Source organism: Zwartia panacis (genome assembly GCF_030410395.1).
Classification (GTDB): Bacteria; Pseudomonadota; Gammaproteobacteria; order Burkholderiales; family Burkholderiaceae_B; genus Zwartia; species Zwartia panacis.
Genome location: NZ_JAUHHF010000002.1, coordinates 73,275 through 98,817, shown reverse-complemented (window position 1 = coordinate 98,817; position 25,543 = coordinate 73,275). Strand labels below are relative to the sequence as shown.

Below are 25,543 nucleotides of genomic sequence, written 5' to 3'. Positions count from 1 at the left end.
ATGGAATGGTTAGATGCGGTCACGCTCGCCCGAATTCAGTTTGCGTTTACAGTCAGCTTTCATATTGTGTTTCCAGCGTTTTCAATCGGGCTGGCCAGCTATCTGGCCGTCTTGAATGGTCTCCATCTCTGGACTGGAAAAGAGGTCTACCTGACTCTTTTCAACTATTGGAAAAAAATCTTTGCCGTAGCCTTCGGGATGGGTGTGGTGTCCGGCATCGTGATGAGTTACGAGTTCGGCACTAACTGGAGCGTCTTCGCGGACAAGACCGGACCTGTACTGGGTCCCCTGATGGGTTACGAAGTGATGTCGGCGTTCTTTCTGGAGGCTGGATTTCTGGGGGTCATGCTGTTTGGACGGGCGCGGGTAGGGCCCAAGCTGCATTTCTTCGCAACCGCAATGGTCGCGCTGGGCACGTTCATGTCGGCCTTCTGGATTCTGTCCGTCAATAGCTGGATGCAAACGCCTGCTGGTTATGCGATCAACGATGTCGGACAATTTATTGTCGAAGACTGGTTCAAAGTCATTTTTAATCCGTCGTTCCCCTATCGACTGGTCCACATGTTGTTGGCGGCTTATCTGACGACTGCTTTTGTGGTGGGAAGCGTCGCGGCTTTTCATTTACTCAAAGAACGCAAGCGCATGGGCGAGCCTGGTGCAGTGCCTTCACCGGGCTCTCACGAGGCGACCCGCGTGATGTTTTCGATGGCGATGTGGATGGCGGCGATCGTGGCGCCTATTCAAATCATGGCGGGCGACGCCCACGGACTGAATACCCTCGCGCATCAGCCTGCCAAGATCGCGGCGATCGAGGCACACTACGAAACTCAAAAAGGTGCTCCGCTGGTTTTATTTGGCATCCCGAACGCCAAGGAAGAGAGAATTGATTACGCAGTCAAGGTTCCCTATCTGAGCAGTCTCATTCTCACGCACTCACTCGATGGTGTGGTGCCAGGTCTCAAAGAGTTTCCTGTGGCGGACCGTCCTCCTTTAGGTATCGTGTTTTTCGCCTTCCGCTCGATGGTGGGCATCGGCATGTTGATGCTGTGCGTGGGGCTCTGGAGTTTGTGGTTGCGTTATCGCGGACGCTTGTACGACACCCCGCTGATGCATAGATTGGCTGTCCTGATGGGGCCTTCCGGCTTTATTGCAGTGTTGTCTGGCTGGATTGTGACCGAAGTCGGTCGACAGCCCTTCACCGTGTACAACCTGCTGCGAACCGCGGACTCACACTCGCCGATTGATGCGACGGCCATCGCGTTTTCGCTCGCCGCGTTTGTCGTCGTGTATTTCTCATTGTTTGGCGCAGGGGTCTACTACATCTTGCGTTTGATGAGGAGCGCACCTGGCGTGGGCTCAGGTGCGGCAGATCTTTCCATCCATGAGCCCGTTCGCGCTGCTGGTATTGTGCCCGGGTCGACGTTGGCTGCGAAAACCACTCAAACAGGTGTGACAGGTTCACGGGGAGATCGGACATGACAATCGATTACGCCTTGGTCTGGGCCGGACTGATTGCTTTTGCAGTATTGGCCTATGTCGTCCTCGATGGTTTTGATTTAGGGGTCGGCATACTGTTTCCCTGGGCGCGCACTGAGCAAGAGCGCGACCTGATGATGAATTCTGTCGCCCCTGTGTGGGATGGCAACGAGACCTGGCTTGTGCTTGGCGGCGGAGGATTGTTCGCTGTTTTTCCGCTGGCGTATTCCATCATCATGCCTGCCCTGTATGCGCCGATCATCATCATGTTGCTTGCCCTGGTTTTTCGGGGTGTGGCTTTCGAATTTCGCTGGAAAAGTCAGCACCGCAAATACCTGTGGGATTGGGCATTCGCCGGCGGATCCCTGGTGGCAACCTTTGCCCAAGGTATTGCCTTGGGTGCTTTGGTGCAAGGGATACAGGTTTCCGGACGCGCCTATGCCGGTGGCTGGTGGGACTGGTTGTCCCCCTTTAGTTTGCTGACCGGTGTCGCCCTGGTGGTGGGTTACGCCTTGCTTGGATCGACCTGGCTGATGCTCAAAACTGAGGGGTCCGTTGAAAAACGGGCCAAGAGTTCAGCTTTTTATTTAGGCGTCGTGATGCTGGGCCTCATTGCTCTGGTGAGCCTCATTTCTCCCTTTTTGCACGAACATTTCATGCAAAAGTGGTTCGCGTGGCCGGCCATGCTAATTGTCGCGCCAGTGCCTGTATTGGTACTCGTTTGTGCGATCGCTTTGTTTCGCGGGATCCATCGGGATCGGCCGTTGATGTCATTTTTAGCGGTTCAGGGTCTGTTCATTTTGTCTTATATCGGACTTGTCATTAGCTTTTTTCCCTATATGGTGCCCTCGTCCGTCACGCTTTGGCAGGCTGCCGCGCCCGACAATAGTCTGAAATTTTTATTGGTCGGCGCGGTGTTTCTGATCCCCATCATTTTGGCTTACAGCGCATACGCCTATTGGGTGTTCCGGGGCAAAGTGGGTCCGACACACGATTATCACTAGGACATTCATGAAACGCTGGGGCTGGTTGTTATTGATCTGGTTATTAAGTGTGGGGGCGTTATCGGCTGTGGCGTGGGTGCTGCGGCGGATACAATATGCAATTCACTAGTCTTTTTCCCCCAAGATCATGCTTGACCCAGCGTTGTTACGTAAAGACCTCGATTCCGTTGTTCGCCGACTAGCCAGCCGCGGTTTTGCCTTCCCGATGGACGACTTCAACAGTCTCGAAACCCGTCGCAAATCCGTTCAGACCGAAACAGAAAATCTTCAGGCCCAGCGCAATGCGCTCGCCAAGCAGATTGGCGCGCTCAAGTCGCGGGGCGAGGACGCCTCAGCCGTGCTCGCAGAGTCTCAGGCGATTCCGGGTCGACTCAAAGCGTTGGAGCAAGATCTCTCGACCATTCAGTCACAACTCAGCGACATGCTGATGTCGATTCCCAACATGCCTCACGAGGATGTGCCTGTGGGTGCGGACAGCGAGGGTAATGTCGAGGTGCGTCGGTGGGTGCCTCACCCCGATCCTGTCTCGGGTGATCCTCAGCCTCTGGGCTTTGAGCCGCGCGACCATGTCACGCTTGGCGAAAAGATTGGTCTGGACTTCGATGTCGCTGCCAAGCTCTCCGGCGCGCGTTTCAGTTTCATGCGCGGCCCCATGGCGCGTTTGCACCGGGCGCTTGCTCAGTTCATGCTTGATCTGCAAACTGAACGGCATGGTTACACCGAGTGCTACACGCCCTACATTGTGAATGCCTCCACCCTGATGGGAACCGGACAACTTCCAAAGTTCAAGAACGACATGTTCTGGGTGACGCGTGGTGGTGACGAACCGACGCTCGACGAGCAAGGCAATGTCGTAGCTGGAGAGGAGCAGTACTTGATTTCGACATCCGAAATCACCCTGACCAGCATGGTGCGGGATACCATTGTGCCTGCTGCGGAGTTGCCGATTCGTCTGACGGCACATACCCCTTGCTTTCGTTCTGAGGCCGGTAGCGGTGGCCGCGATACCCGTGGACTGATTCGTCAACATCAGTTCGATAAAGTTGAAATGGTGCAGATAGTCGCAGCTGACGCCTCCTATCAAGCACTTGAGGAAATGGCGAGTCATGCTGAAAAAGTATTGCAGCTTCTAGGACTGCCTTACCGAGTGATGTTGTTATGCACCGGCGACATGGGTTTTGGCGCAACCAAGACCTATGATCTCGAGGTGTGGTTACCCGCTCAAAATACCTGGCGTGAAATCTCTTCGGTCTCCAATTGCGAGGCCTTCCAGGCGCGTCGCATGCAGGCTCGCACTCGCGTCGATGGCGGTAAGCCAGAGTACGTGCATACGCTGAACGGCTCGGGTCTGGCTGTGGGTCGTGCGCTGGTTGCTGTGCTTGAAAATTATCAGCAAGAGGATGGAAGCATCGTCGTGCCCGAGGTGTTGCGTCCCTACATGGGTGGTTTGAGCTTGCTCAAATAAGCCGGGTCACTTTTTTTGGTTCTAGTGTGGTTTGAATAAGGTCTATAGCGTCATGAAGTCTTGGTCGACGAGTATTGCAAACAAACTAGCGGCTGTTGCGGCACTGACGGTCTTGAGCGTGCTTCCGGTCATCGGCGCTGCATCAACGACCCAATCTCAAGGTCAGTCGCAAGCTCAGTCGCAAGGTCTCTACTTGCCGACCGCGCAACAGCCAGCGCCCGCCTTTCCGTTTTTACAGGGAGCGCTTAAAACACAGGCTGATGATGCCTGGGGCTTCTATCAAAAGACGATCGGACAGCCGTTGTCGACTTGGGCGGCTGCAGAGATTGCTCCTAAAGCCGGTGGCACGGTCTTTTATCCCTTTTCTGGTCCTGACTTTGTGACGGTTGCGCATGCGTTTCCGAATGCCGATCGTTACGTAATGGTCGCGATGCAGGCAGCTGGCGCTCCAGTCACACTGGCGACCATGCCTGCCGCCCGAGTTCAGGGTTTTCAGTCGAAATTTATTCGCGAATGGATGAAATTCAGCCGTCTTGCCTTTTTTCGTACGGATGATCTGAACGAAGATCAGCGTGATCAGTTCGCACCGATTGGTGTCACCACAATTCTGTCCACTTTCGCGTTGTACTCTGGTTTTGATGTGATGGAAATCTATCCTATCGTTTATGACGAAAAGACGGACGACTTCATCAAGAGCGAAACAGGTCCCTGGAAATCGGTACGTTTGGTACTCAGCAAGGCGGGCAAGCCTGTCACGCTGGACTATGTGAGCCTGGACTTGTCCGATGCAAGTCTGAGCAAAAACGAACCCATGCGTAAATGGCTGGCACGCGAAGCGAGCAATCCTGTATTGATCAAAGCGGCTTCACATTTGCTTCAAGAAACATACTTTTCAATTTTGCGTGACATTTTGGTCGCACACGCAACGATGGTGGTTCAAGATGAAACAGGCTTGAACTATAGCTATTTCGCTCAAATTGGCCCTGTCGACCTCTATGGCGGGTTCTTGTATCCCCATGAGTTGTTCAATCGCAAAAAGCAGGAATCCCTGGCGCAGGCGTATCGTGAATCCAAGAACGTCAAACCGTTGCCATTTGCATTCAGTTACAACAAAACAAATGAGCGACGTAGCGTGCAGATCGTGCGTCGTCAGAATTAAAGGTTTGCTGTCTATTGCTTGCGAGCGAAGGCTTGCTGACTAAACTTCAGAACGGCCTGGTTAAAGCTTTCAGCCTCGTCCACGAATAAAGCGTGCCCTGCCTGGTCAAACATCTCAACGGTGATCAGGTCTCGGGCACGTTTCTTTTGAAGGGCATCTCCTTGCTCTTTGAGCCAAGGTCTGATGGCGTATAGCACCGGAATCTGCTGCTTCTGGAGGGTCTCGCTCCAGTACGTGCGAGGATAGGGTTGATTCAACAGCTGAATGGCGACGTCTGGCGCCGCCTGAAGGGCTGAGTCGAGCACTGCTTGTGCGACCAGAGGTGGAGGTGGTTTGCGGTAAATATCCTGACTGAATGTGCGCATGTATTGTTCACGCTTGACAGGATCGTTCATGGTTTGCGCAAAGTTCGAGCGGCGCGAGGCGGGAGGCCGACCCTCACCGACCGAGTTGTCGATCAGAATCAGGCCGCGCAAACCCTTAGGCTTGTAGTTTGCAATGTAGTCCAGCGATTCCAGCACGCCCAGAGACCAGCCAGCCAGAACAAAATCCTTGACTTGAGCAGCCTTTAAAAACTCCGCGATGTCTTGAATGCGTCTTTTGGGTGCATGGGATCGTTTGGTGACCTCAGAGAGCCCCTGAGACCTTGGGTCAAGGGCGAGCACCCGATACGAGTTGGACAAAGCTTCGAATTGTTTTTCAAAAACCGCGGCTGGCATCAGCCAGCCAGGGATCAGCACGATTGTCTTGTCGCCACGACCTGCCTCGATGTAGTGGAGTCGAACACCGTCAGAGGTTTTAAAAGTATGGTGCTGAACAGGGGCAGTCAATCCCAGCGCCGGCCAGAGTGCCGGCCAGAGTGCGATAGACAGAATGCGAGCGAGTCTTTTAAGACGATTCATAGGTACACTTCAGCATCTAAGCCTGAAAAAAACAATCACTAGCAGACATTATGATGGAAATTACAGGACACACGCGACTGTATGGCATCGTGGCCGACCCCGTTGCACAGGTCAAGACCCCGCAGACGATGCGCAAAGTATTTGAAAAAAGAGGAACCGACGGCGTACTGGTGCCGATGCATGTCAGGTCAGAGCACTTGGCTGTCTTTGTGCAAGGGTTAAGGGGAGTGATGAATTTCGGTGGCATGATCGCAACGGTTCCGCATAAAACCGCCATGCTGGATCTGTGTGATGACGTCACGCCCGCAGCACGTTTGGTGGGTGCTGTGAACATTGTTCGACGTAATGAGGATGGAACCCTGTCAGGGGATATTCTGGATGGACAGGGGTTTGTGGGCGGTTTGCGTCAACATGGCATCGAGCCGCGAGGGTTGAGTGTATTTCTCTGTGGTGCGGGAGGTGCCGCGAAAGCGATCGCTTTTGCACTGGCTGATGCGGGTGTTGCACGTCTGGATTTGTACAACCGTACGCAAAGCAAAGCCCAAGACATCATTACCCGTCTACAAGGCGTTTATCCGTCAGTGCCGATGTCGGCAGTCGGCGCGAGTCCCACTGGCTATGATTTGGTGATCAACGCGACTTCGCTGGGCATGAAGTCTGACGATCCAATGCCCTTTGATGTAAAGGGTTTAAGCGCGCAGCAGACGGTGGCTGAAATCATTATGACACCTGCACTCACACCTTTGCTGGCGGCTGCCCGGGAGATGGGTTGTCGGATACAGTATGGTTTGCCGATGCTGGAGTGTCAGATCGAATTGATGGCGGACTTTATGGGAGTCGCGAAGTAATGGAACAGTTCGACTACGTGATTGTCGGAGGGGGCACGGCGGCCTGCGTGTTAGCCAATCGTTTGACGGCCAGTGGACGCTTGAGCGTGCTGATGCTCGAAGCAGGTGGCGAGCCCAAAAGCATGTGGATCAAAATCCCGGCAGGTTTTACCAAATTGCTCAACGATCCGGTTTACAACTGGCGTTTTGAAACTGAACCTGAAGACAATACGCTTGGACGCAAAATCGCGATTCCGCGCGGTAAAGGATTGGGTGGATCAAGCCTGATCAACGGCATGATCTATGTGCATGGTCAGCCAGAGGATTACGACCATTGGGCCCGTCTTGGCGCGACAGGTTGGTCCGCGCAGGATGTCGCACCTTATTTCAAAAAAATGGAAACCTACCTGCCTGGTGATGAGATGCGCGGCAAAAATGGTCCGATGCATATTCATCAAGTCAGCGAGCGTTATCCTTTGGCGCATGCTCTCTTGCAGGCGGCTGCACAAGACGGTCAGCCTTTGACGAACGACTACAACGGTCGCACGCAAGAAGGTTTTGGTTACTATCAGGTCGCTCAAAAAGACGGACAACGCTGGAGTGTGGTCGAGGGATATCTGAAGCCTGTCCGGCAGCGTAAAAATTTGACTGTCCGTACCGGCGCCATGGTCACAAAAGTGAATGTCACCGAGGGCGTCTGCGACGGTGTGACATATCGGACTGCGTCCGGTACTTTCACTGTGCGAGCGCATCGTGAGGTCATTCTTTCAGCGGGTGCCGTACAAACACCGCAGTTACTCGAGCTTTCAGGAATAGGGGATCCTGCGCTGTTGCAGCGTTTAGGGATCGAGCTGGTATGTGCGGCGCCGCGAGTCGGAGAAAACTATATTGATCACTTCGCCACTCGGATGAACTGGCGTGTCAAAAACACACAGACATTGAACGAGCTTGCTCAGGGCTGGCGCGTGGGTGTCGCAGCGCTTCAATACTTTATTCGCCGCAAAGGTTTGCTGACTCTCGGAACAGGTCTGGTACATGGTTTTGTCAAAACACAACCACACATGCCTACGCCGGACGTACAGTATTTTTTCATGCATGCGAGTTATGCCAATGCGGCAATCCGCAAGCTCGACAATGCGCCCGGCATGACGATAGGTGTTGCGGGGTTAAGACCGACTTCACAGGGTAGTATCCACAGCAAAACGAAAGATCCAACCCAGGGACCTGCGATCCGGCCTAATTTTTTAGCGACAGCAGAGGATCGTCAAACTTTGATCGACGGGATGAAGATTGCCCGCAAAATCGTGGGGCAGCCCGCACTGTCCAACTACATTGATTTTGAAATGAGCCCTGGACCAGGTGTTCAGACCGATGAGCAATGGTTGGAATTTGGACGTGCCAATGGTCAGACTATCTATCATCCGATCGGCACTTGCCGCATGGGCTCTGATGCGCAAGCCGTTGTGGATGTCAGATTGCGTTTTAAAGGCTTGAGAGGTTTACGGATCGTCGATGCCTCGGTCATGCCCGCGATGGTGTCGGGTAATACCCAGTCTCCAGTGATGATGGTGGCTGAGCGTGCAGCGGATTTCATTCTTGAGGATGCTGCAAAAGCCTGAACGATCCACTACGGCAAAGTTGTGTAGTGTGATGCAAGTGCCAAGAAAGCTGCAAGGCCTGGATCTTGACCAGTTTCCTCGGCGATGATTTGACTGACTGCGGGCGCAATCGAAGCGGCAAGACGCGCATCGAGAAAGAGTAGCCTTGAGCGCCTGGCCAACACATCTTCGACGGTACGCGCATATTCGTAACGTACGGCAAACCTGACCATTGCGGCAGTGATTCCCGCACCGAGTACTTGTCCTGCGCCAGGCAGTGTCTGGACAAAAGAGGCTTCATCACCATAGGCTGCCAAACCCGGCATCTCATGCAGCGAGTGCTCAACGGCTTGACCAGTTTGCGCACCGATGAGTAAGAGATTTTCGGTCGTGCAGGGCGCTTTTTCGACCAGCAGTTTTGCTTCATAGCAGTGTTTGAGGACATCGGCAGCCATGGCGCGATAGGTCGTCCATTTCCCACCCGTCACCGTGACGAGTTGACTTGGGCTAACCAGTACGGTGTGCTCGCGACTGATTTTTTTAGTATTACCCGCCGCATCGGTGGGTGGTTTGACAAGAGGGCGGAGTCCAACCCAGATACTTTTGATGTCGGCCCTGGTCGGTGGACGTTGCAAATATTTTGCGGCCTCTCGCAAAATAAACTCGAGCTCCTCGTGAAAAGGCTCCGGTTCCTGACTCAAGTCATGGCGTGGCGTATCTGTCGTGCCCAGAATGACTTTGCCAAGCCAGGGCACGGCGAACAAGACACGGCCATCACTTGTGTGGGGAACGATCAATGCCTGATCGCCCGGAAGAAACTCCCGGTCAACCACAACATGAACACCTTGGCTGGGCGAGACGATTGACTGGCTCGGCTCACCGCGCGCCTCATCATCGAGTTGGCGTATTTCATCGACCCAAACCCCTGTGGCATTGACGACGCAGCGGGCGCGAATCGTATAGGGCAGTCCGCTCTCGACATCTTGGGCCAAGAGACCACATACGTGATTGTTTTCATCATGCAGTAACTCGACCGCGCGACAATAATTCACCAGCGTGGCACCGTGTTGGGCGGCAGTTCGCGCCAAGGCTAAAGCGAGTCGCGCATCATCAAACTGTCCATCCCAATACTGTATTGAGCCTTTTAGTCGATTGGAATTGAGATTGGGAAGTGCAGTTTGTGTCGCAGCTACGCCATGGAAATGTGTGCGGCCCAGACTTCGGCGACCAGCCAGCAAGTCGTATAAAAGCAGGCCTGCACCGTAAAAAGGCATTTCCCAGAAACGATAACAGGGCATCACGAAAGACAGCGCTCGTGCGAGATGAGGCGCATTATGCAAAAGCGTAGCGCGCTCGTGCAGGGCTTCGTAGACCAGTGAGATGTTGCCCTGAGCGAGATAACGTACTCCACCATGAACAAGTTTGGTTGAGCGCGAAGAAGTGCCTTTGGCGAAATCGGTGGCATCGATTAGGGCGACCGTAAAACCACGTGCGGCAGCATCTAGAGCGAGTCCAAGACCTGTCGCGCCTCCGCCAATAATCGCGAGATCGTATGGCTCAGGCCGTTCGAGCTTGGCAAGTAATGCGCGCCGCTCGGTCGTTGAAGGCGCCAGTGGTGAATCGTCAAAAAGATCCGCTTGTGATGAGGTCATGTGATCGTTTAGTCCTCTGACCAGGATTTGGCGCGTTCGACTGCCTGATGCCAGCGTGCGCGTTTAGTCTTTCGTTGTGCGTCTGACCATTGTGGTTCAAACCGCTTGTCCTCTTGCCACAGCGCAGAAATGTCAGAGGTGCTTGACCAAAGGCCAACCGCCAGCCCGCTAAGGTAGGCGGCACCCAGCGCAGTCGTCTCGACAATTTTTGGACGCGTCACAGGTATGCCGAGAATGTCGGCTTGCATTTGCAATAGCAAATTATTTTTCGATGCTCCACCATCCACCCGTAGTTCTGTGAGAGTCAGACCCGCGTCTTTTTCCATCGCCTCAAAGACATCCGCGACCTGCAGCGCGATCGCCTCTAGCGCTGCGCGCGCAATATGCGCTTTGCTTGTGCCGCGCGTCATGCCGATCAAGGTGCCCCGCGCGTGTCCGTCCCAATGTGGTGCGCCTAGGCCAGTAAAGGCTGGCACGAGATAGGTGTCTCCAACATCCGGAACGCTGAGCGCCAGTGGTTCGACTTCCGCGGCGGTTTGGATGATATTGAGACCATCGCGCAGCCACTGGATCGTTGCGCCCCCCATAAAGACTGAAGCTTCAAGACAGTAGGTGGTGTGTAAGCCGGCCGACGATACGTCCGGGCGCTGCCAGCCGATCGTTGTTAATAAATGATGGCCACTCGCGATCGGTTCAGAACCAGTGTTGAGCAGCATGAAACATCCCGTGCCGTAGGTATTTTTGGCCATTCCAGGCTGAAAACACCCTTGACCAAACGTTGCAGCTTGCTGATCTCCGATCATTGCGGCGATTGGAAGAGAGCGTCCCAGTACTGAAGGATTTGTTTGAGCGAGCTGACCAGCGCTTGGCACAACTTTTGGAAGAATGGCGCGAGGGATATTGAACAACCTCAGCAGATCGTCGTCCCAGTCCAGGGTGTGCAAGTTAAACAAAAGCGTCCGTGACGCGTTGCTCACATCTGTAATATGCGAGGCGCCCCGAGTCAGATTCCAGACAAGCCAGGTATCGACCGTACCAAAGGCGAGTTCGCCGCGTTCGGCGCGAAACCGCGCACCCTCGATATTGTCGAGTAACCAAGCCAGTTTTGTGCCAGAAAAATAGGCATCAAGCACGAGTCCCGTTTTAGTCTGAATCAGATCGGTGAGGCCCTCTTGCCGCATGGCGGCACATTGATCCGCCGTGCGCCGGTCTTGCCAAACGATCGCCGGACCCACAGGTTCCCCCGTGAGTCTGTCCCACACCACGGTCGTCTCGCGTTGATTAGTGATCGCAAGGGCGGCGATGCTGCCTGGATCTGGGCAGCGATTGATGAGCGTTTGTGCGACTTCAAGTTGCGAAGTCCAAATATCCCGACCATCATGTTCGACCCACCCTGGCTGGGGGAAGTGTTGTGCGTACTCGCGTTGCGCAGAGTCGACCAGCGAACCGTTTGCATCAAAAAGTATCGCCCGCGAGCTCGTTGTGCCCTGGTCCAGCGCAAGGATATATTTCATGTCCGTTGAGTGCTTATGGCAATTTATAAAAATCTTTTACTGTGTTCCATGCAACTGTTTGCAGGTATTTGGCCACCTCAGGATCAAGCCCCGCAGTGTAGCTATTGTCGATGGGCGATTTTTTGAAAAGCGATGCGTAAGTGACTGCCGCGGCCAAGTAAGTGCCCGCGAGACTGGGGTGGCGCTTGTCTTTGACATAAAGATCGATGTCCTTGCGACCTGCGATGGAATTGGCAAACGCGATTCCAGCCGGGATCACCATCATGTTGTTTTCATTGCCGGCCTTGATGTAGGCGTCTGCGAGGGTTTCTGTCATTTCAGGTTTGTCCGCATAAGCCCAGGACATGAACAAAATGGGATCCGCCCCATTTTTGCGAATCGTGTCGCCGTGCTTTTTAACGTACTCGGTAAACACGGATTTCAGTTGTGGATGCACGGGGCATTGACTGCAGTCCATCATGATCGCAATGTCGAACAGCTTGTCGTTTTTGTTGAAACGCACCTCGTTGTTGGCGATGAAGGAATAGCGACCGATCGCATTAGGCGCAAAGTAAGCCTCGACGTTATGCCAGTCTAGACCCGCGCCGCTGATCGTGACAGAGGTGCCGCGAAATGGCAGCTTGGGGTCGGCGGCATTGAGAAAGTTACGTAAATGGCCATGCATGCTGTTGTTGTAATAGAAAAAGCTATTTCCGATAAAGATGCCTGATTTCGGAACGCTTGGCGTGGTCTGCGTGACTTTTGGCGCCTCATAGGCTTGTGCCGAATTTAAAACCAAAGCGAACAAGCTGGCAGCCAGTAAACGGATTGTCATAGTTTTCATGATGTTTTCCAAAGTTGGGCAGATGATGTGTGGATTATGCATCCGGAGGAGGGTGCTTGCATGCAAGAAAAAATATCTCAGCGTTTACCCTAGTTTTAGAGCCTCTCGATCTGTTCAAAGAAGGTGTCAATCGCATTTGTGCGCTAGAAATGCTTAAATCACGGACAGACAAATCAGTCATATAAAAAATATATTGGGGACAATGCGCGACATGATGACTTCAGAATATTTACCTTTCGATCCTGTGGTGGCGCCGAGGAATCGTTTGCCTGCAGGTACAGTCGATTGCCATTTCCATGTTTTTGAAGATCCGGCGATTTATCCCCACACGGCGAATCGTTCTTATACGCCTACCCTTGCTCCATGGGCGGCTTTCGAAGCGATGAACAACAAGATCGGCGCGGATCGCGCAGTCTTGGTGCATCCTTCCGTTTATGGCCATGATCACAGCACGCTCTATGACACGATGCGTGCCCATGCAGATCGTTTGCGTGCAGTGGCAGTTCTCTCTGTGGATAGCTCTGATGCAGAGATTGAGCGGCTGCATCAGGCCGGTACGCGTGGTACACGAGTCAATATTTTGTTCGCTGGCGGCAATCAGTTGAGCGACGCCGAAACACTTGCGCGCCGGATCAAACCTTTTGGCTGGCATATTCAGTTTTTGGTCGATGTCGCCGCGCAGCCCGATATCCCCGCTTGGGCCTCCAAGCTGGGTGTGCCCGTGGTGTTTGATCATTTTGGACATCCCTCGAAACCGGATGTCAAAGATGCGGGCTTTCAGAATATGTGCGCACTCGTGCGGGAAGGCACAGCTTGGGTGAAATTGTCAGGCGCATACCGAGTCGTTGAACCCGCTAATAAATGGTCAGCGATTCAGCCTTTTGTCGATACCTTGCTGGATACACGCACCGACCGGTTAGTGTGGGGGACAGACTGGCCTCATCCGAATATTCCCGCGCCGATGCCCAATGATGGCGATATTGCGGACACTGTTTTTACTTGGTTACCGACTGAGGCTTTGCGTCAGCAGATTTTGGTTAAAAATCCCGAGGTGCTGTACGGTTTCGCCCCATTTTCTGGTGCGCGTGCTTAATTTCATATCGTCATTGCTTTCAATTCATTCAGGAGATAAAAAATGAAACGTCGTCACTTGCTGGCCTTATCCGCTATTGTTTCAGCTGCATTCACTTTTTCCATGCCGACTGTCGCCAGTGCTCAAACTGTGCTCAAACTGGGCTGGACCACCGCAGATAGCCCAACCGATCCGTACGCCGTGGGTGCGCACGCTTTTAAAGATGCTGTTGAAAAGCTGACCAAAGGATCTGTTCAGGTGCAGCTTTATCCCAATCGCCAACTTGGTGACGAAAAGCAGATGATGGAGGGTGTGCGTTTTGGTACGGTCGATTCAGCGATTATTACAAACGCTGTGATCGCGCAGATCGAGCCTGCTTTCCAGATCAATGACCTGCCTTTCCTTTATTCAAATGAGGCACAGGCACAGAAAGCTCTGGACGGAAAAGTCGGACAGGACCTGTCTGCCTTGCTCGCCAAGAAAAACATCATGGTGCTAGGCTATATGGAAGGTGGTTTCCGCCAGATGATCAATAACAAAAAACCAGTGAGCGCACCTGCTGACGTATCGGGTGTGAAATACCGTGTGATGCAAAACCCTGTGTTCATTGATATGTTCACTTCGATGGGTGGTGCTGCCGTGCCAATGGCGTGGGGTGAAACTTTCACCGCAGTCCAGCAAGGCACAATCGATGGTCTTGAAATCCCGATCGCTGTGATCGACAGCAGCAAAATGTACGAGGTGACAAAGTTCCTTTCTCTGACTAATCACACCTACTCGGCGATTGAGCTGATTATGTCCAAGCGAAGCTTTGACAAGCTCAATGCAGAGCAGCGCGCGGCGGTGATCGAGGCGGGCAAGCAGGCGACGGCAGCGCAACGTATCGCCGTGAATAAAAATGAAAAAGCGTTGTTGAGCGGTCTCGAAAAGAAGGGCATGAAAGTCAATACTGTTGGTGACGTCAGTGCTTTCCGCGCGTCTGTTCAGCCTATGTATGAAAAGGCCAAAAAGACTGTGGGCGAGTCCATGGTGAATCAGGCTCTCGACTCCGTGAAGTAATCTTCGAGCACATGTTAGGAAACACCGATGCGCCGCTATTTTGATTTGCTCGAAAAGGTTTTAAAGCTCACTGCTGTCACACTCGTGATGCTGATGCTTTTAGCCTTGGCGGCGCAGGTGTTTTTGCGTTATGTTTTTGGCAAGTCTCTGAGCTGGAGCGAAGAGCTTGCCCTGCTCGGGTTTGCGTGGGTCATTGTGATTTCTACCTCCATCGGGGTGCGTCGTATGACACATGCCCGGATGGACTTGCTGATCAATGTCTTGCCGGTGTCAATGCACAAATGGCTGGAGCGACTGATTGCCTTGCTCTTGCTCGCGCTGGGTCTATTTATCGCCTACTCCGGCTGGGGTTACCTGCAGGAAACGCGAGGATCGACCTCGGCTGCGGTGGGTTTCCCGATCGAGCTACTCTATGCCGCCGCACCTGTTTTTGGCGTACTGATCGCTTTGTTTTCGTTTGAGAGGCTGATGCCTTGGGCGGAGTCCCTCAATGAGTAGTGTGGCATTTCTGTTGTCGGCCGGATTTGGTGTGCTCATGCTGCTCGGCGTCCCGTTTGCTTTTGCGATCGGTATTGTCGTTGCGGTATCTTTGTTAGTGGCCGGTATTGAACCTTTGTTGATGCCACAGTCGGTATTGGCGGGCACGCAGTCTTTTTCATTATTAGCCATTCCTTTTTTTATGCTGGCCGGAGAGTTGATGTCGGCCGGCGGTTTATCGGCGCGCCTGATCAGGGTTGCAGATGTTTTTGTACGGCATCTAACAGGTGGCCTGGGCCATGTCACGGTATTGGCCGCGGCTATTTTTGCAGCGATTTCAGGATCAGCTCCCGCAACGACAGCGGCGATTGGCGCGATCATGATCCCCGCGATGGCGGAGCGTGGTTATGGCAAAGCCTTCGCAACAGCGCTCGCGGTGAGTGCCGGTGTGTTAGCTCCCCTGATCCCGCCCTCTATCGCCTTTGTGATTTGGGGGGTGATCGCCGAGCAATCTATTTCTAGACTTTTTAGTGCGGGTGTTATTCCCGGGTTAGTGATGGCGTTTGGTTTGACGCTTGTGTGCTGGTGGTATGCCAAGCGCAATAAGATCCCCACTCAAAAGCGTGCGAGTCTCAAGGAAATTCGACTCGCTTTGCGCGAGGGTGTCTGGGCGCTCCTGGCACCGGTGATCGTGCTGGGTGGTATTTACGGCGGTGTGTTTACTCCCACTGAAGCGGCTGTTGTGAGCTGTGTCTATGCACTATTTGTAGGAATGGTGATTGAAAAGCAGCTGAAGTTTGCAGACCTCTCACCCATTATCTGGCGTTCTCTCAAAATCACGGCGATCGTGATGTCGATTGTGATTTTTTCGGCAGGTTTTGGCATCTTGATCGCGCAGGAGCAACTTGCGCCGAAATTGGCGGCTTGGCTGTCAGAAAATATTCAGCAAAAGTGGTTAATGCTGCTGGTATTGAATATCGCGTTTTTCTTGTTGGCAGCCGTGATGGATGAAATTGCCATCATGGTCGTTCTGGGCCCACTTTTAATTGCGATTGCAAAGAGCTTTGCGATCGATCCGATTCATTTTGGCGCGATCATTGTGACGAACGTTGCGATTGGAATGGCTGCGCCTCCCATCGGTTATTGCTTGTTTGTCGGCATGGCGATCAGCGGACTGAAGCTTGGCGAAGTGGCCTCGAAAATATGGCCTTTTATCGCGATCATGCTGGTGGTGTTGATGCTTGTGACCTACGTGCCAGAATTTTCGCTTGCCTTGCAGACCCGCTAGATTTTTGCTCGCCAGAGCCCGAGCGGTTTGGTGTCAGGCCGAGAATTTCAAATCAAGCGGATCAGTCAGGCCCAACTCGGCAAAACCTTTGGCGCGCAATAGGCACGAATCGCATTGTTTACAAGGTGCGCCCTGTGGACTGGGGTCATAGCAGCTTGTGGTTTCAGCATAATCGACCCCTAGCTCCATACCACGTCGAATAATGTCCGCTTTGGTCATTTTGACTAGCGGGGCTCGAATTTTGAGGCGCTGACGGCCTTCGACACCTGCTTTGGTGGCCAGGTTGCCCAAGTGTTCAAAGGCTTCGATGTATTCGGGCCGACAGTCCGGATAGCCGCTGTAGTCCATCGCATTGACGCCTACGAAAATATCCTGTGCGCCAAGCACCTCAGCCCAACCTAGAGCAAGACTTAAAAAAATCGTATTTCTTGCGGGGACATATGTGATGGGAATCCCTGCACTAATATCGTCAACAGAGTGCCCTTTGGGTACGGGAATGTCGGCCGTTAGCGCAGACCCGCCAAAACTGCGTAAATCCAAATCAAGAATGACGTGTTTAGACACGCCACGGGCTCGCGCAAACTCCGTCGCCTTTTCAAGCTCGACGGAGTGACGCTGACCGTAACGAAAGCTCAGGGCAAAGACCTCATAGCCTTCATCCTGTGCGATCGCAAGTACGGTGGTCGAGTCCAGACCACCGCTGAGTAAACATACTGCTCTTTTTGTCATGCCTGTTTCCGTTGTTATTTGGCGGTCGGCATGACAAATTCAGCGCCCTTGCCGATGGTTTCGGGCCAGCGCTGCATGATGGATTTTTGCTTGGTGTAGAAACGCACACCCTCTTCGCCGTAGGCATGCATGTCGCCAAACAAGCTCTTTTTCCACCCACCAAAACCATGCCAGGCCATGGGCACAGGGATGGGAACATTGATACCCACCATGCCGACCTGAATGCGGCGACCAAACTCACGCGCGACGTTTCCATCGCGGGTGTAGCAAGACACGCCATTGCCAAACTCATGGGCGTTGATGAGATCGACAGCCTGTGCAAAATCCTTGACTCGAACGCAGCCCAGGACAGGTCCAAAAATTTCTTCTTTATAGATGCGCATCTCGGGCGTGACATGGTCAAACAGTGAACCGCCGGTAAAGAAACCCTGCTCGTGCCCGGGGACCTTGAGGCCGCGACCGTCAACCACCAGTTTGGCGCCTTCTTTCACGCCAATGTCGATATAGCCCTCGATACGCTCGAGAGCCTGGCGAGTCACGATCGGACCCATTTCAGCGTCGAGCTCCAGTCCATTTTTAATTTTGAGCTTTTTAGCGCGCTCGGCCAGCAAGGGCACGATCTTGTCGGCGACATCACCTACCAGCACCGCGACGGAGATCGCCATGCAACGCTCGCCGGCGGAACCGTAGGCCGCGCCAATCAGTCCGTCGACCGCCTGTTCGATATCCGCATCTGGCATGACGACCATGTGGTTTTTCGCACCCCCAAGCGCTTGGACGCGTTTACCGAGATCGGCGCCGCGCTGGTAGATGTACTGTGCAATCGGGGTCGAACCCACAAAGCTGATGGCTTTGACATCAGGATGCTCGAGCAAACCGTCAACCGCGACCTTGTCACCCTGGACGACGTTGAAAACGCCATCTGGAAGACCGGCTTTTTTAAATAATTCAGCCATGAAAATCGAGGCGGAAGGGTCGCGTTCGCTCGGCTTGAGTACAAAACAGTTGCCTGCCGCAATCGCGACCGGGAACATCCAGCAAGGCACCATGCATGGGAAGTTGAAAGGGGTAATGCCCGCAACCACGCCAAGAGGCTGGCGCAAAGTCCAGTTGTCAATGCCGGTCGACACCTGATCCGTGAAGTCGCCTTTGAGCAACTGGGGCATGCCGCAAGCGAACTCGACGATATCGATGCCGCGCATCACCTCACCTTGGGCGTCGGTAAAGACCTTGCCGTGCTCTTGGGTGATGATCGAGGCGAGCTCATCCTTGTGAGTATTGAGCAGCGCCAGAAAGTTGTTCATGATGCGGGCGCGGCGGATGGGTGGGGTGTCCGACCAGGCGGGGAAGGCGGCTTTTGCGCTCGCGACAGCCTCGTTGACGGTTTCCAGCGTCGCAAGTTCAACTTTGCGGGTGGCCTGTCCAGTCGCCGGGTTGAACACATCCTGAGTCCGTGCCCCTGGGTGCGTGACGGATTGGCCATGAATCCATTGGGAGACGATGGCGGGAATGGCGGGCATTGGAGGCTGCTTGGACATGCATGTTCCTTTAGCGTAAGTGATCAGTCAATTCTCCATTGTAAGATGGCTGGATCGTCTCTGCGGTCCTGATTGGTCGCTTTTTGTGATCTTGGTTAAACTTTTGCTTTCTCTTACAAGTGATCCCCCCCATGATGAGTCTGCCTCTGTCAGGTAAAGTGGCTTTGGTGACCGGCGCCGCACGCGGCATCGGTCGTGCATGTGCCCTGAAACTGGCCTCCGCCGGTTGCGATATCGTTGCCAACTACTACAACAGCTCTGACGAAGCCGAGGCGGTGTGCGCCGAGGTGCGCGCCATGGGCCGACGCGCGATCGCGGTTCAGGCGAGCGTTGGTGTGCCAGACAGCGTGGCGGAAATGTTCGAGGTCATCACCAAAGAGTTTGGTCATCTCGATATCGTCATCAGCAATGCAGCTTCGGGTGTGCTCAAACCCGCGATGGATATGACACTCAAGCATTTTCGCTGGTGTCTCGAGACGAATGCCTTTGCGGTGAATTTACTGGCCCAGCACGCCGCGCCGTTGATGAAAAACGGAGGTCGAATTATTGCTATGTCCAGTCTTGGCGCCCAGCGCGCGATGCCGCATTATGGTTTTATTGGTGCCTCGAAAGCCGCACTGGAGTCCCTGGTGCGCACGCTTGCCCAAGAGCTGGGTCCACGCGGTATCCGTGTCAACACCGTTTCTGCCGGTGTGGTCGATACCGATGCGTTGAGCCATTTTCCCAATCGCGATCAAGTGCTGTCTGAATTCGCGGCGCGTACGCCAGCAGGCCCCAGTTTATTGCCTGCCAATGTCGCGGATGCGGTCTATCTGTTGTGCTTGCCCGAGGCTGCCTGGGTCAATGGACATACTTTGGTTGTCGACGGCGGTTTCGCCATTTCGGGTTAAAAATCATGACGTTCAAATCAGGTTTGTCGGGAAAAGTCGCGATTGTGACCGGTGGGTCTCGTGGAATTGGCCGTGCGATCGTGGAAACACTCGCGGCTGAAGGGGTCAATGTCACTTTTTTCTTCAAAGGCAATCAAGCCGCGGCCGACGAGGTCGTGGCAGCCGTTTCTGCTGCAGGTGGCCAGGCGACGGCTGTGCAAGTCGATGTCAGCGATGCGGCGGCCTGCGCTGCTGCGGTCGAGGCCGTTGCTGACCGCTGCGAGCGGATTGATATTCTGGTCAACAATGCCGGAATTGTGCGCGATAACCTGATGGCCGCGATGGAAGACGAGGAAATCTCTTCTGTCCTCAACACCAATGTTGGCGGCGTGTTCAACGTCACGCGCCCGGTGATTCCTTACATGATGTCGCAGCGCGCCGGCCGAATTGTCAATCTTTCCTCTGTCGCAGGTGCCAAAGCTGGGCGTGGGCAGGCAAATTACGCCGCGAGCAAGGGTGCGGTCGATGCCTTAACCCGTGCGATGGCGGTTGAACTCGCACCGCGCAAGATCCTGGTCAATGCGGTGGCACCCGGTGTGATCGAGACAGAAATGTCCCAACAAGTCAGGGATTTGGCCGAAGACGAGGTAAAGGGCAACATTCTGTTAAAACGGTATGGTGCGGCTCAGGATGTGGCAAATGCAGTAGCATTCTTGGTGTCAGACATGGCTGGCTACGTCACCGGACAGATTCTTTATGTCGATGGCGGTTTTAAAATGGGCTGAAACAGGGGAATTCACTCTTGTCTAAGCGGTTTCGCGGGGCGGGATTTCCCTGATAGTTGGGTTAAAATAGCGCGCGCTGATACACATACGGAGTAAATCATGGCTGAAGCAGTCATCTCGAAAGAAGAAATCATGGCGGTTTTCCCGACCGTTCAAAAAACGATGGCCGATGCACTTGGCTGTGACGTTGATGACATCAAACTCGATGTCTCCCTGATCGAAGGCCTCGATGCCGAATCGATCGACTTTCTAGACATGGTTTTCCGTCTTGAGCGTGCCTTTAAGATTAAAGTGCCACGTGGCAAGATCATCGAGGATGTACGCGGCGACATGCCCGTTTCCGAGTTCGAGGAAAATGGTGTTCTGACTGAAAAGGGCTTGGCCCGTTTGCGCGAGTATTTGTCTGAGATTGACGCTTCTCGCTTCAAGACACCGATGCGTGTGGATCACATCGCCCGTCTCTACACACCCGAAACGTTCTGCAAGCTCGTGATCCGCGCTCAGCGTGAGTCACAAGCCGCTGGCTGATATGGTTGAGTCCATGGCGCAGGCCGCTTCGGCCTCGCCAAATGATGGTTCGGGTTGCTTGGGTCGCTCGAGTCGCTTCGCGGCTTTCTCGTTCGTTGATCGCATCACCCAGATCGAAGGGACCTCTCGCGTTTGCGGTCTCTACACTATCCCGCCTGAAGTCTCCCACTTTCCTGTCAGTCTGGTTGCTGAAGCGATCGGACAACTCGCTGCCTGGGTGGCGATGTCGGTGGTCGATTTTACGCATCGTCCAGTCGCTGCTTTGGCCGGAGATACCAGGATGCATCGTTTGCCGCGTGCAGGCGACACACTGGAACTCGTGGTCGAGATTGAATCTTGCGATGCCGAGTCGATCCAGTATCGTGGACGCGCCTTGGTTGACGGAAATCTGATCCTTGAGCTGAGCGATACCTTGGGCTCGATGCTCGATATTCATGAGTTTGACGCGCCCGATGCGCTACGCGCGGATTTCGACCTCTTGACACATGCTGGTCGCGCGCCTGGCGCGTTCAAGGGCGTGCCGCGTCCTGTGCTTGAGGATATTCCGGGTTCGACTCCGCAGCGTCTTGAGGCGCATTTATCTGTGCCTGCGCAGGCTGATTTTTTCCTGGATCATTTTCCCCGCCGTCCTGTTTTTCCCGCCACCCTTTTGCTCGACGCTCAACTTCAGTTGGCGCAGCGTTTGGCCAGTGCGCAGGCTGCAGGGCCTGTTCGCGTCCAGAGTATTACGAACGTCAAAGTCAGAGCCTTCACAGCCCCGGGCGCGACACTCACGTTGTTTGCCGAGCACACTGAATCTGGCCAGACAGAATCCGAACCTATTATGATCAAAGTCGGCGCTCAGGCTGAGGGCCGCACGATTGCAGGCGCCAAGATGTTTTTTGTGCCTGACACCGGAGACACCGCATGACCGCAAGACGTCGCGTAGCGATTACAGGCATTGGGCTGGTCACGCCAGCCGGTCTGGATGTGGCATCAACTTGGGCGCGTATCAAAGCCGCCAAGGGATGCGCAGGTCCGATCACTATTTTTGATGCGTCTGGTTTTTCCACGCGTATCGCCGCCGAGGTGAAAGGATTTGATGATCTTCCTCCCTTGGATGATCGCAAGCTCCTTAAATATGCGAGCCGGGCACATCGTTTCGCGATCGGTGCTGCAGACCAGGCAATGGCAGATGCCGGCATCCGTCCAACCCAGCAAGATGCCGCCCGCTGGGGGTGTGTGGTGGGTGCGGGCATGATGACTGTCGCGCACGAAGAGATCGCCGCCATTCAACAAGCCGCGGCACCTCAGGGTGAGTTTGAGCCTTCCGCTATTTTGGCCGAGCCGGTCGCCAATGATGTGATGGCATTTAGCCGCAGCCTTTCGACCGCTGGCGTGTCGCTGCTCTTGCGTCGTTTCGGAATCAGGGGTTATGCCTCGACTGTTCACACTGCATGTGCCTCAGGCGGTCAAGCCATTGGCACGGCGCTGAGGTTGATTCGTCGAGGTGTCGCGGACCGCGTGCTAACCGGTGGTTTTGATTCAATGATTTCGCCCGTTGGTTTATCTGGCTTCTGTTTGCTATCAGCGGTTTCGCCGGACAATGACGCTCCAGAGCGTGCGAGCCGTCCCTTTGATTTGACGCGTAATGGTTTCGTTTTAGGCGAAGGTGCTGGCTTTCTCGTTCTCGAAGAATGGAATAGCGCCGTTCAACGCGGCGCGACCATTTACGCTGAACTGGCAGGAGATGGAAACTCCCTGTCGTCATACCGGATCACGGACTCACACCCCTCGGGTGATGGGCCGATTCAGGCCATGCGTCGCGCTATTTACGATGCGGGTGCCACGGAGCAAGATATTCATTATTTGAATGCGCACGGCACTTCTACGCCGATGAATGATCGAAGCGAATGCGCGGCTGTTCATGCCGTATTTGGCGAACGCGCCAAACAAGTGGGTGTGAGCTCGACCAAGAGCGTGACGGGTCATCTGATTGCCGCTGCTGGCGCCGTTGAAGCGGGTTTTTGTGCGCTGGCGATTCGGGATGGCTTGATGCCTCCCAGCGCGAACTTGCGAGAACTCGATCCCGATTGCGATGTCGATATCGTTCGTGACGTACCGCGTCCAGCGCGCATCGGCATGGCACTCTCTAATTCACTCGGCTTTGGTGGCAGCAATAGTTGTCTGGCTTTCCGTCACCCCGAAGAAACCGCAGCGTTGATCGCTGCAGGACGGTAATAGTGATGACCCGTATCGTAATCACCGGAAATAGTGCGATTTGTGGCGCAGGCCAAGATCCAGCCAGCATTGTGGATGCATTGCTTGAGGGCCAATCTGCTCTGGCTCCCATTTCAGCCTGGGATGCCCAGACCTGGGTGGGCAAGCTGGCCGCTGAGGTCAAGGACTACAACGGCGGCAAATTGCTGGGCGATCGCAAGTTGCTCAAGCTGGTCAGACGTTCCGATGTATTTGGTATTTACGCGGGTACCCAGGCGATTGAGCAGGCAGGGTTGCCGGCCTGGCGCGAAACGCTGGATGAGTCAGCCGCAAATGACTATGCAGACCAGACAGGCTGTTACGTTGGATCTGGTGGTGGCGCGTTTGAAGTCAACTATGATTTTTTCCCCTTGATGGCTGAGACGGGTGGGAGTTTGCCCAAGTTCGGCCAAGAGTTGTCGAACATGGTCAATCCCATGTGGCTCCTGCGTTCTTTGCCGAACAACGTGCTTTGCCATGTGAGTATTCGTAACCAGCTCAAAGGCCCCAACGGTTGCATCACTAACCACACCACGAGTGGCGTGCTCTCCGTGATCGAGAGTGCTTGGGCGTTGCGTGAGGGCGATGCACAACGCGTCGTGGCTATTGGACACGATGCGCCGATCGAACCTCAAACGCTTCTTTATCTCGACAAAGTCGGCCTGATTTCAAATGATTTGTTGCGTCCCTACGATGAGCGCCATGATGGCTGCTTGCTGGGTGAGGGTGCAGCTTCGCTCGTCCTGGAAACAGAAGCTTCCGCCCAAGAACGTGGTGCCAAGGTGTTGGGCGAATATCTCGGTGGCGGTGACGCATCTGAGGGCGAGGGCATCTTTGATGTGCGCACAGATGGAGATGGTTTGAGTCGTGCGATCGAGTGTGCATTGGCCGATGCTGGTTTGAAACCTGCCGATGTCGGCATGATCGTTGCGCATGCCAATGGCACAAAGGGCTCAGACAGTTCAGAGGCCGCTGCGCTTCTGCGCGTATTTGGTTCTGACATGCCCCCCGTCACTGGTTTCAAGTGGTCGATTGGTCACCTCTTTGCAGCTTCTGGCGCCATCGATGTGGCTTTAGGGCTGGAGGCCTGCAGTCGTAATGTTGTGCCAGGTATCGCAACGCTCGACAAGCTCGCACCTGCCTGCGCAGGTCTCAATGTCAGCAAAGAAAATCGTCCCGCGCGTAGTGATGTAGTCTTGGTGTTGTGCAGAGGTTTTGCAGGCACAAATGCCGCTGTCTTGCTGCGCGCTGCGCGCGCGCGTTGAATGGCGTGACCACACCTAATCACCTGTCTGCTGCTGAGGCTGTCAGCGATACTGCACCCGATCGTTGCGCAGTCGACACCGTTGAAATTGCGCGGGTCGCGCGTCTGGTTGAGGCCATGTCGGGCGAGCTCGACAAGCTATTCTCGCATCAAGAGATTGAGGATGCTGGACAGGGGCCTGGCCGCATCGCTAGTCTGGCCGCGCGATTCGCGGCAAAAGAAGCTTGTCTGAAGCTCTTTCCACGCGAGACGGCTTTGAACACCATCACTGCGATGGATTTCTCCGTCGTCAAGGATGAATATGGGGCTCCTCATATATCTGTGACGCCCGCAGCTGAAATCGTGCTTGGGCGCCACCTTGTGGCCGAAATCAAAATATCACTCACACATAGCGAAACGACGGCAACAGCTGTCGCTTTGCGTATTCAGCGCACGATCAAGCCATCCTGGGGCGGTCGTTTTATTTTCCGCTGGTTACCGTATCGCCGCAAAGTGATTTTAGAAAACCTCAATCGCGTGTATGGCGCCAATGTAGAGGCCTCTCAAATAGACTTGCTAGCCCAGGCGCACTACGGCCATTTGCTCAAGCTACTCAAAGAGCTTATCCAGTTTCGATTTTTATCGGCGGCACGTAAAAAATCTATCGTTCGTGTCGAGGGTGTTCCGGGGATGATCGAGGCTTTCGAAGCCGGTCGGGGAATCTTGATTCTGACCGGACATTTTGGAAATTTCGAAGTTTCCACCGTTGCGGGAATCGAGCACTTTCCGCAGGTCAAAGGGCGGATTCATTTTCTCAGACGCCCGATCAAACCCAAATGGTTGAGTGACTTGCTCACCAGACGTTTTAATCAGGCGGGTTTTGGAGTGGTCGGTCGGCGCGGATCGCTCGAAGAAATCGTCTCGACCATTGAGGCCGGTGATGCGATCGTGTTTCCTTTTGATCAATACGCACGCCGACCTGAAGGCATCGAAGTCGAGTTTTTTGGGCAAGCGGCGGGCACCTATAAAAGCATGGCTGTGATTGCCATGGCGACCGGCGCACCCGTCATCCCTGCCGCTTCGTGGCGAGAGCCCGACGGTACGCATGTCCTTAAATTTTTCGCGCCGCTCAAGCCGCTGCTTGATGACGATGTCGGTCAGGAAATCATCAAAAATACCCGAGCCTATAACCAGGCCATTGAGCTCTCCATCGTTCGGCATCCTGAGCAATGGTGGTGGGTGCACCGTCGCTGGAAAAATCAAAAGCCCCGTAGATAGCGGGGCTTTGAGCAAAACT

The 25,543-nt window shown here is 54.2% G+C and carries 24 protein-coding genes; 18 read left to right on the top strand and 6 right to left on the bottom strand.

Translation table 11 applies throughout. The features are described from left to right. The 5 genes from QWY30_RS02965 to QWY30_RS02945 are packed head-to-tail and all read left to right on the top strand — an operon-like array spanning position 1 to position 5,104. Positions 1–1,479, top strand: a complete 1,479-nt coding sequence (locus QWY30_RS02965) for a cytochrome ubiquinol oxidase subunit I (protein ID WP_290238121.1) — start codon at positions 1–3, stop codon at positions 1,477–1,479. 2 nt (positions 1,480–1,481) lie between these two features. After that, positions 1,482–2,480, top strand: coding sequence for a cytochrome d ubiquinol oxidase subunit II (cydB, locus tag QWY30_RS02960; protein ID WP_290238688.1), 999 nt, complete (start codon positions 1,482–1,484; stop codon positions 2,478–2,480). A 7-nt stretch (positions 2,481–2,487) separates the two neighbouring features. Beyond that, positions 2,488–2,589 (top strand): DUF2474 family protein, encoded by a 102-nt coding sequence (locus QWY30_RS02955; protein WP_290238119.1) that lies wholly within the window; start codon positions 2,488–2,490, stop codon positions 2,587–2,589. 18 nt (positions 2,590–2,607) lie between these two features. Next, a complete protein-coding gene (gene serS / locus QWY30_RS02950; protein ID WP_290238116.1) occupies positions 2,608–3,945 on the top strand; it encodes a serine--tRNA ligase in 1,338 nt (445 codons plus the stop codon). Between the two features lie 52 nt (positions 3,946–3,997). Then, the gene (locus tag QWY30_RS02945) at positions 3,998–5,104 is read left to right on the top strand and encodes a hypothetical protein (protein ID WP_290238114.1); all 1,107 of its coding nucleotides are present in this window, start codon (positions 3,998–4,000) and stop codon (positions 5,102–5,104) included. 11 nt (positions 5,105–5,115) lie between these two features. Here QWY30_RS02945 and QWY30_RS02940 read toward each other — a convergent pair whose 3' ends face one another. Further along, positions 5,116–6,006, bottom strand: a complete 891-nt coding sequence (locus tag QWY30_RS02940; RefSeq protein WP_290238112.1) for an alpha/beta fold hydrolase — start codon at positions 6,004–6,006, stop codon at positions 5,116–5,118. 50 nt (positions 6,007–6,056) lie between these two features. On the opposite strand from QWY30_RS02940, the gene QWY30_RS02935 reads away from it, so the two are divergent. Both QWY30_RS02935 and QWY30_RS02930 read left to right on the top strand, forming a co-directional pair. Then, a complete protein-coding gene (locus QWY30_RS02935; RefSeq protein WP_290238110.1) occupies positions 6,057–6,854 on the top strand; it encodes a shikimate dehydrogenase family protein in 798 nt (265 codons plus the stop codon). Further along, positions 6,854–8,452: a GMC family oxidoreductase gene (locus tag QWY30_RS02930; RefSeq protein WP_290238686.1), complete on the top strand. Its 1,599-nt coding sequence runs from the start codon at positions 6,854–6,856 to the stop codon at positions 8,450–8,452. The genes QWY30_RS02935 and QWY30_RS02930 overlap by 1 nt, the downstream gene beginning before the upstream one ends. An 8-nt stretch (positions 8,453–8,460) precedes the next feature. Here the strand turns inward: QWY30_RS02930 and QWY30_RS02925 are convergent, their stop codons facing one another. Genes QWY30_RS02925 through QWY30_RS02915 form a run of 3 tightly spaced genes read right to left on the bottom strand, consistent with a single transcriptional unit; the run spans position 8,461 to position 12,420 of the window. Next, on the bottom strand, positions 8,461–10,083 hold the full coding sequence (locus QWY30_RS02925) for a glycerol-3-phosphate dehydrogenase/oxidase (protein WP_290238108.1): 1,623 nt from the start codon (positions 10,081–10,083) through the stop codon (positions 8,461–8,463). An 8-nt stretch (positions 10,084–10,091) separates the two neighbouring features. Then, on the bottom strand, positions 10,092–11,597 hold the full coding sequence (glpK, locus tag QWY30_RS02920) for a glycerol kinase GlpK (RefSeq protein ID WP_290238107.1): 1,506 nt from the start codon (positions 11,595–11,597) through the stop codon (positions 10,092–10,094). Positions 11,598–11,610: 13 nt separating this feature from the next. Then, a complete protein-coding gene (locus QWY30_RS02915; protein ID WP_290238105.1) occupies positions 11,611–12,420 on the bottom strand; it encodes an SGNH/GDSL hydrolase family protein in 810 nt (269 codons plus the stop codon). A 211-nt stretch (positions 12,421–12,631) separates the two neighbouring features. Here QWY30_RS02915 and QWY30_RS02910 point away from each other — a divergent pair, with 211 nt between their 5' ends. From QWY30_RS02910 to QWY30_RS02895, 4 genes are read left to right on the top strand one after another with little or no spacing between them, the layout of a single operon-like run. Further along, positions 12,632–13,513 carry an amidohydrolase family protein gene (locus QWY30_RS02910; RefSeq protein ID WP_290238103.1) on the top strand — a complete coding sequence of 294 codons (882 nt, stop codon included), beginning with the start codon at positions 12,632–12,634 and terminating at the stop codon, positions 13,511–13,513. Between the two features lie 42 nt (positions 13,514–13,555). Continuing rightward, positions 13,556–14,551: a TRAP transporter substrate-binding protein gene (locus QWY30_RS02905; protein ID WP_290238102.1), complete on the top strand. Its 996-nt coding sequence runs from the start codon at positions 13,556–13,558 to the stop codon at positions 14,549–14,551. A gap of 27 nt (positions 14,552–14,578) precedes the next feature. After that, entirely contained in the window at positions 14,579–15,049 is a 471-nt protein-coding gene (locus QWY30_RS02900) for a TRAP transporter small permease (RefSeq protein WP_290238099.1), read from the top strand. Continuing rightward, complete coding sequence (locus QWY30_RS02895) at positions 15,042–16,316, top strand: TRAP transporter large permease (protein WP_290238097.1); 1,275 nt, start codon at positions 15,042–15,044, stop codon at positions 16,314–16,316. The genes QWY30_RS02900 and QWY30_RS02895 overlap by 8 nt, the downstream gene beginning before the upstream one ends. 33 nt (positions 16,317–16,349) lie before the next feature. On the opposite strand, the gene queC is transcribed toward QWY30_RS02895, so the two are convergent. Both queC and QWY30_RS02885 read right to left on the bottom strand, forming a co-directional pair. After that, positions 16,350–17,045: a 7-cyano-7-deazaguanine synthase QueC gene (queC, locus tag QWY30_RS02890; RefSeq protein WP_290238095.1), complete on the bottom strand. Its 696-nt coding sequence runs from the start codon at positions 17,043–17,045 to the stop codon at positions 16,350–16,352. Between the two features lie 14 nt (positions 17,046–17,059). After that, a complete protein-coding gene (locus QWY30_RS02885) occupies positions 17,060–18,583 on the bottom strand; it encodes a CoA-acylating methylmalonate-semialdehyde dehydrogenase (protein WP_435433352.1) in 1,524 nt (507 codons plus the stop codon). A gap of 131 nt (positions 18,584–18,714) precedes the next feature. Here QWY30_RS02885 and fabL point away from each other — a divergent pair, with 131 nt between their 5' ends. From fabL to QWY30_RS02850, 7 genes are all read left to right on the top strand, one after another. Next, on the top strand, positions 18,715–19,473 hold the full coding sequence (gene fabL / locus QWY30_RS02880) for an enoyl-[acyl-carrier-protein] reductase FabL (protein ID WP_290238093.1): 759 nt from the start codon (positions 18,715–18,717) through the stop codon (positions 19,471–19,473). A 5-nt stretch (positions 19,474–19,478) separates the two neighbouring features. Then, positions 19,479–20,237: a 3-oxoacyl-ACP reductase family protein gene (locus QWY30_RS02875; RefSeq protein ID WP_290238090.1), complete on the top strand. Its 759-nt coding sequence runs from the start codon at positions 19,479–19,481 to the stop codon at positions 20,235–20,237. Positions 20,238–20,336: 99 nt separating this feature from the next. After that, positions 20,337–20,765, top strand: coding sequence for an acyl carrier protein (locus QWY30_RS02870; RefSeq protein ID WP_290193741.1), 429 nt, complete (start codon positions 20,337–20,339; stop codon positions 20,763–20,765). Next, complete coding sequence (locus QWY30_RS02865) at positions 20,743–21,675, top strand: ApeI family dehydratase (RefSeq protein ID WP_290238088.1); 933 nt, start codon at positions 20,743–20,745, stop codon at positions 21,673–21,675. Before QWY30_RS02870 ends, QWY30_RS02865 begins: the two co-directional genes overlap by 23 nt. Beyond that, complete coding sequence (locus QWY30_RS02860) at positions 21,672–22,985, top strand: beta-ketoacyl-[acyl-carrier-protein] synthase family protein (RefSeq protein WP_290238087.1); 1,314 nt, start codon at positions 21,672–21,674, stop codon at positions 22,983–22,985. The genes QWY30_RS02865 and QWY30_RS02860 overlap by 4 nt, the downstream gene beginning before the upstream one ends. A gap of 5 nt (positions 22,986–22,990) precedes the next feature. Continuing rightward, positions 22,991–24,268 (top strand): beta-ketoacyl-[acyl-carrier-protein] synthase family protein, encoded by a 1,278-nt coding sequence (locus QWY30_RS02855; RefSeq protein WP_290238085.1) that lies wholly within the window; start codon positions 22,991–22,993, stop codon positions 24,266–24,268. 5 nt (positions 24,269–24,273) lie between these two features. After that, positions 24,274–25,524 (top strand): LpxL/LpxP family acyltransferase, encoded by a 1,251-nt coding sequence (locus QWY30_RS02850; protein WP_290238083.1) that lies wholly within the window; start codon positions 24,274–24,276, stop codon positions 25,522–25,524. Positions 25,525–25,543: the final 19 nt, after the last annotated feature.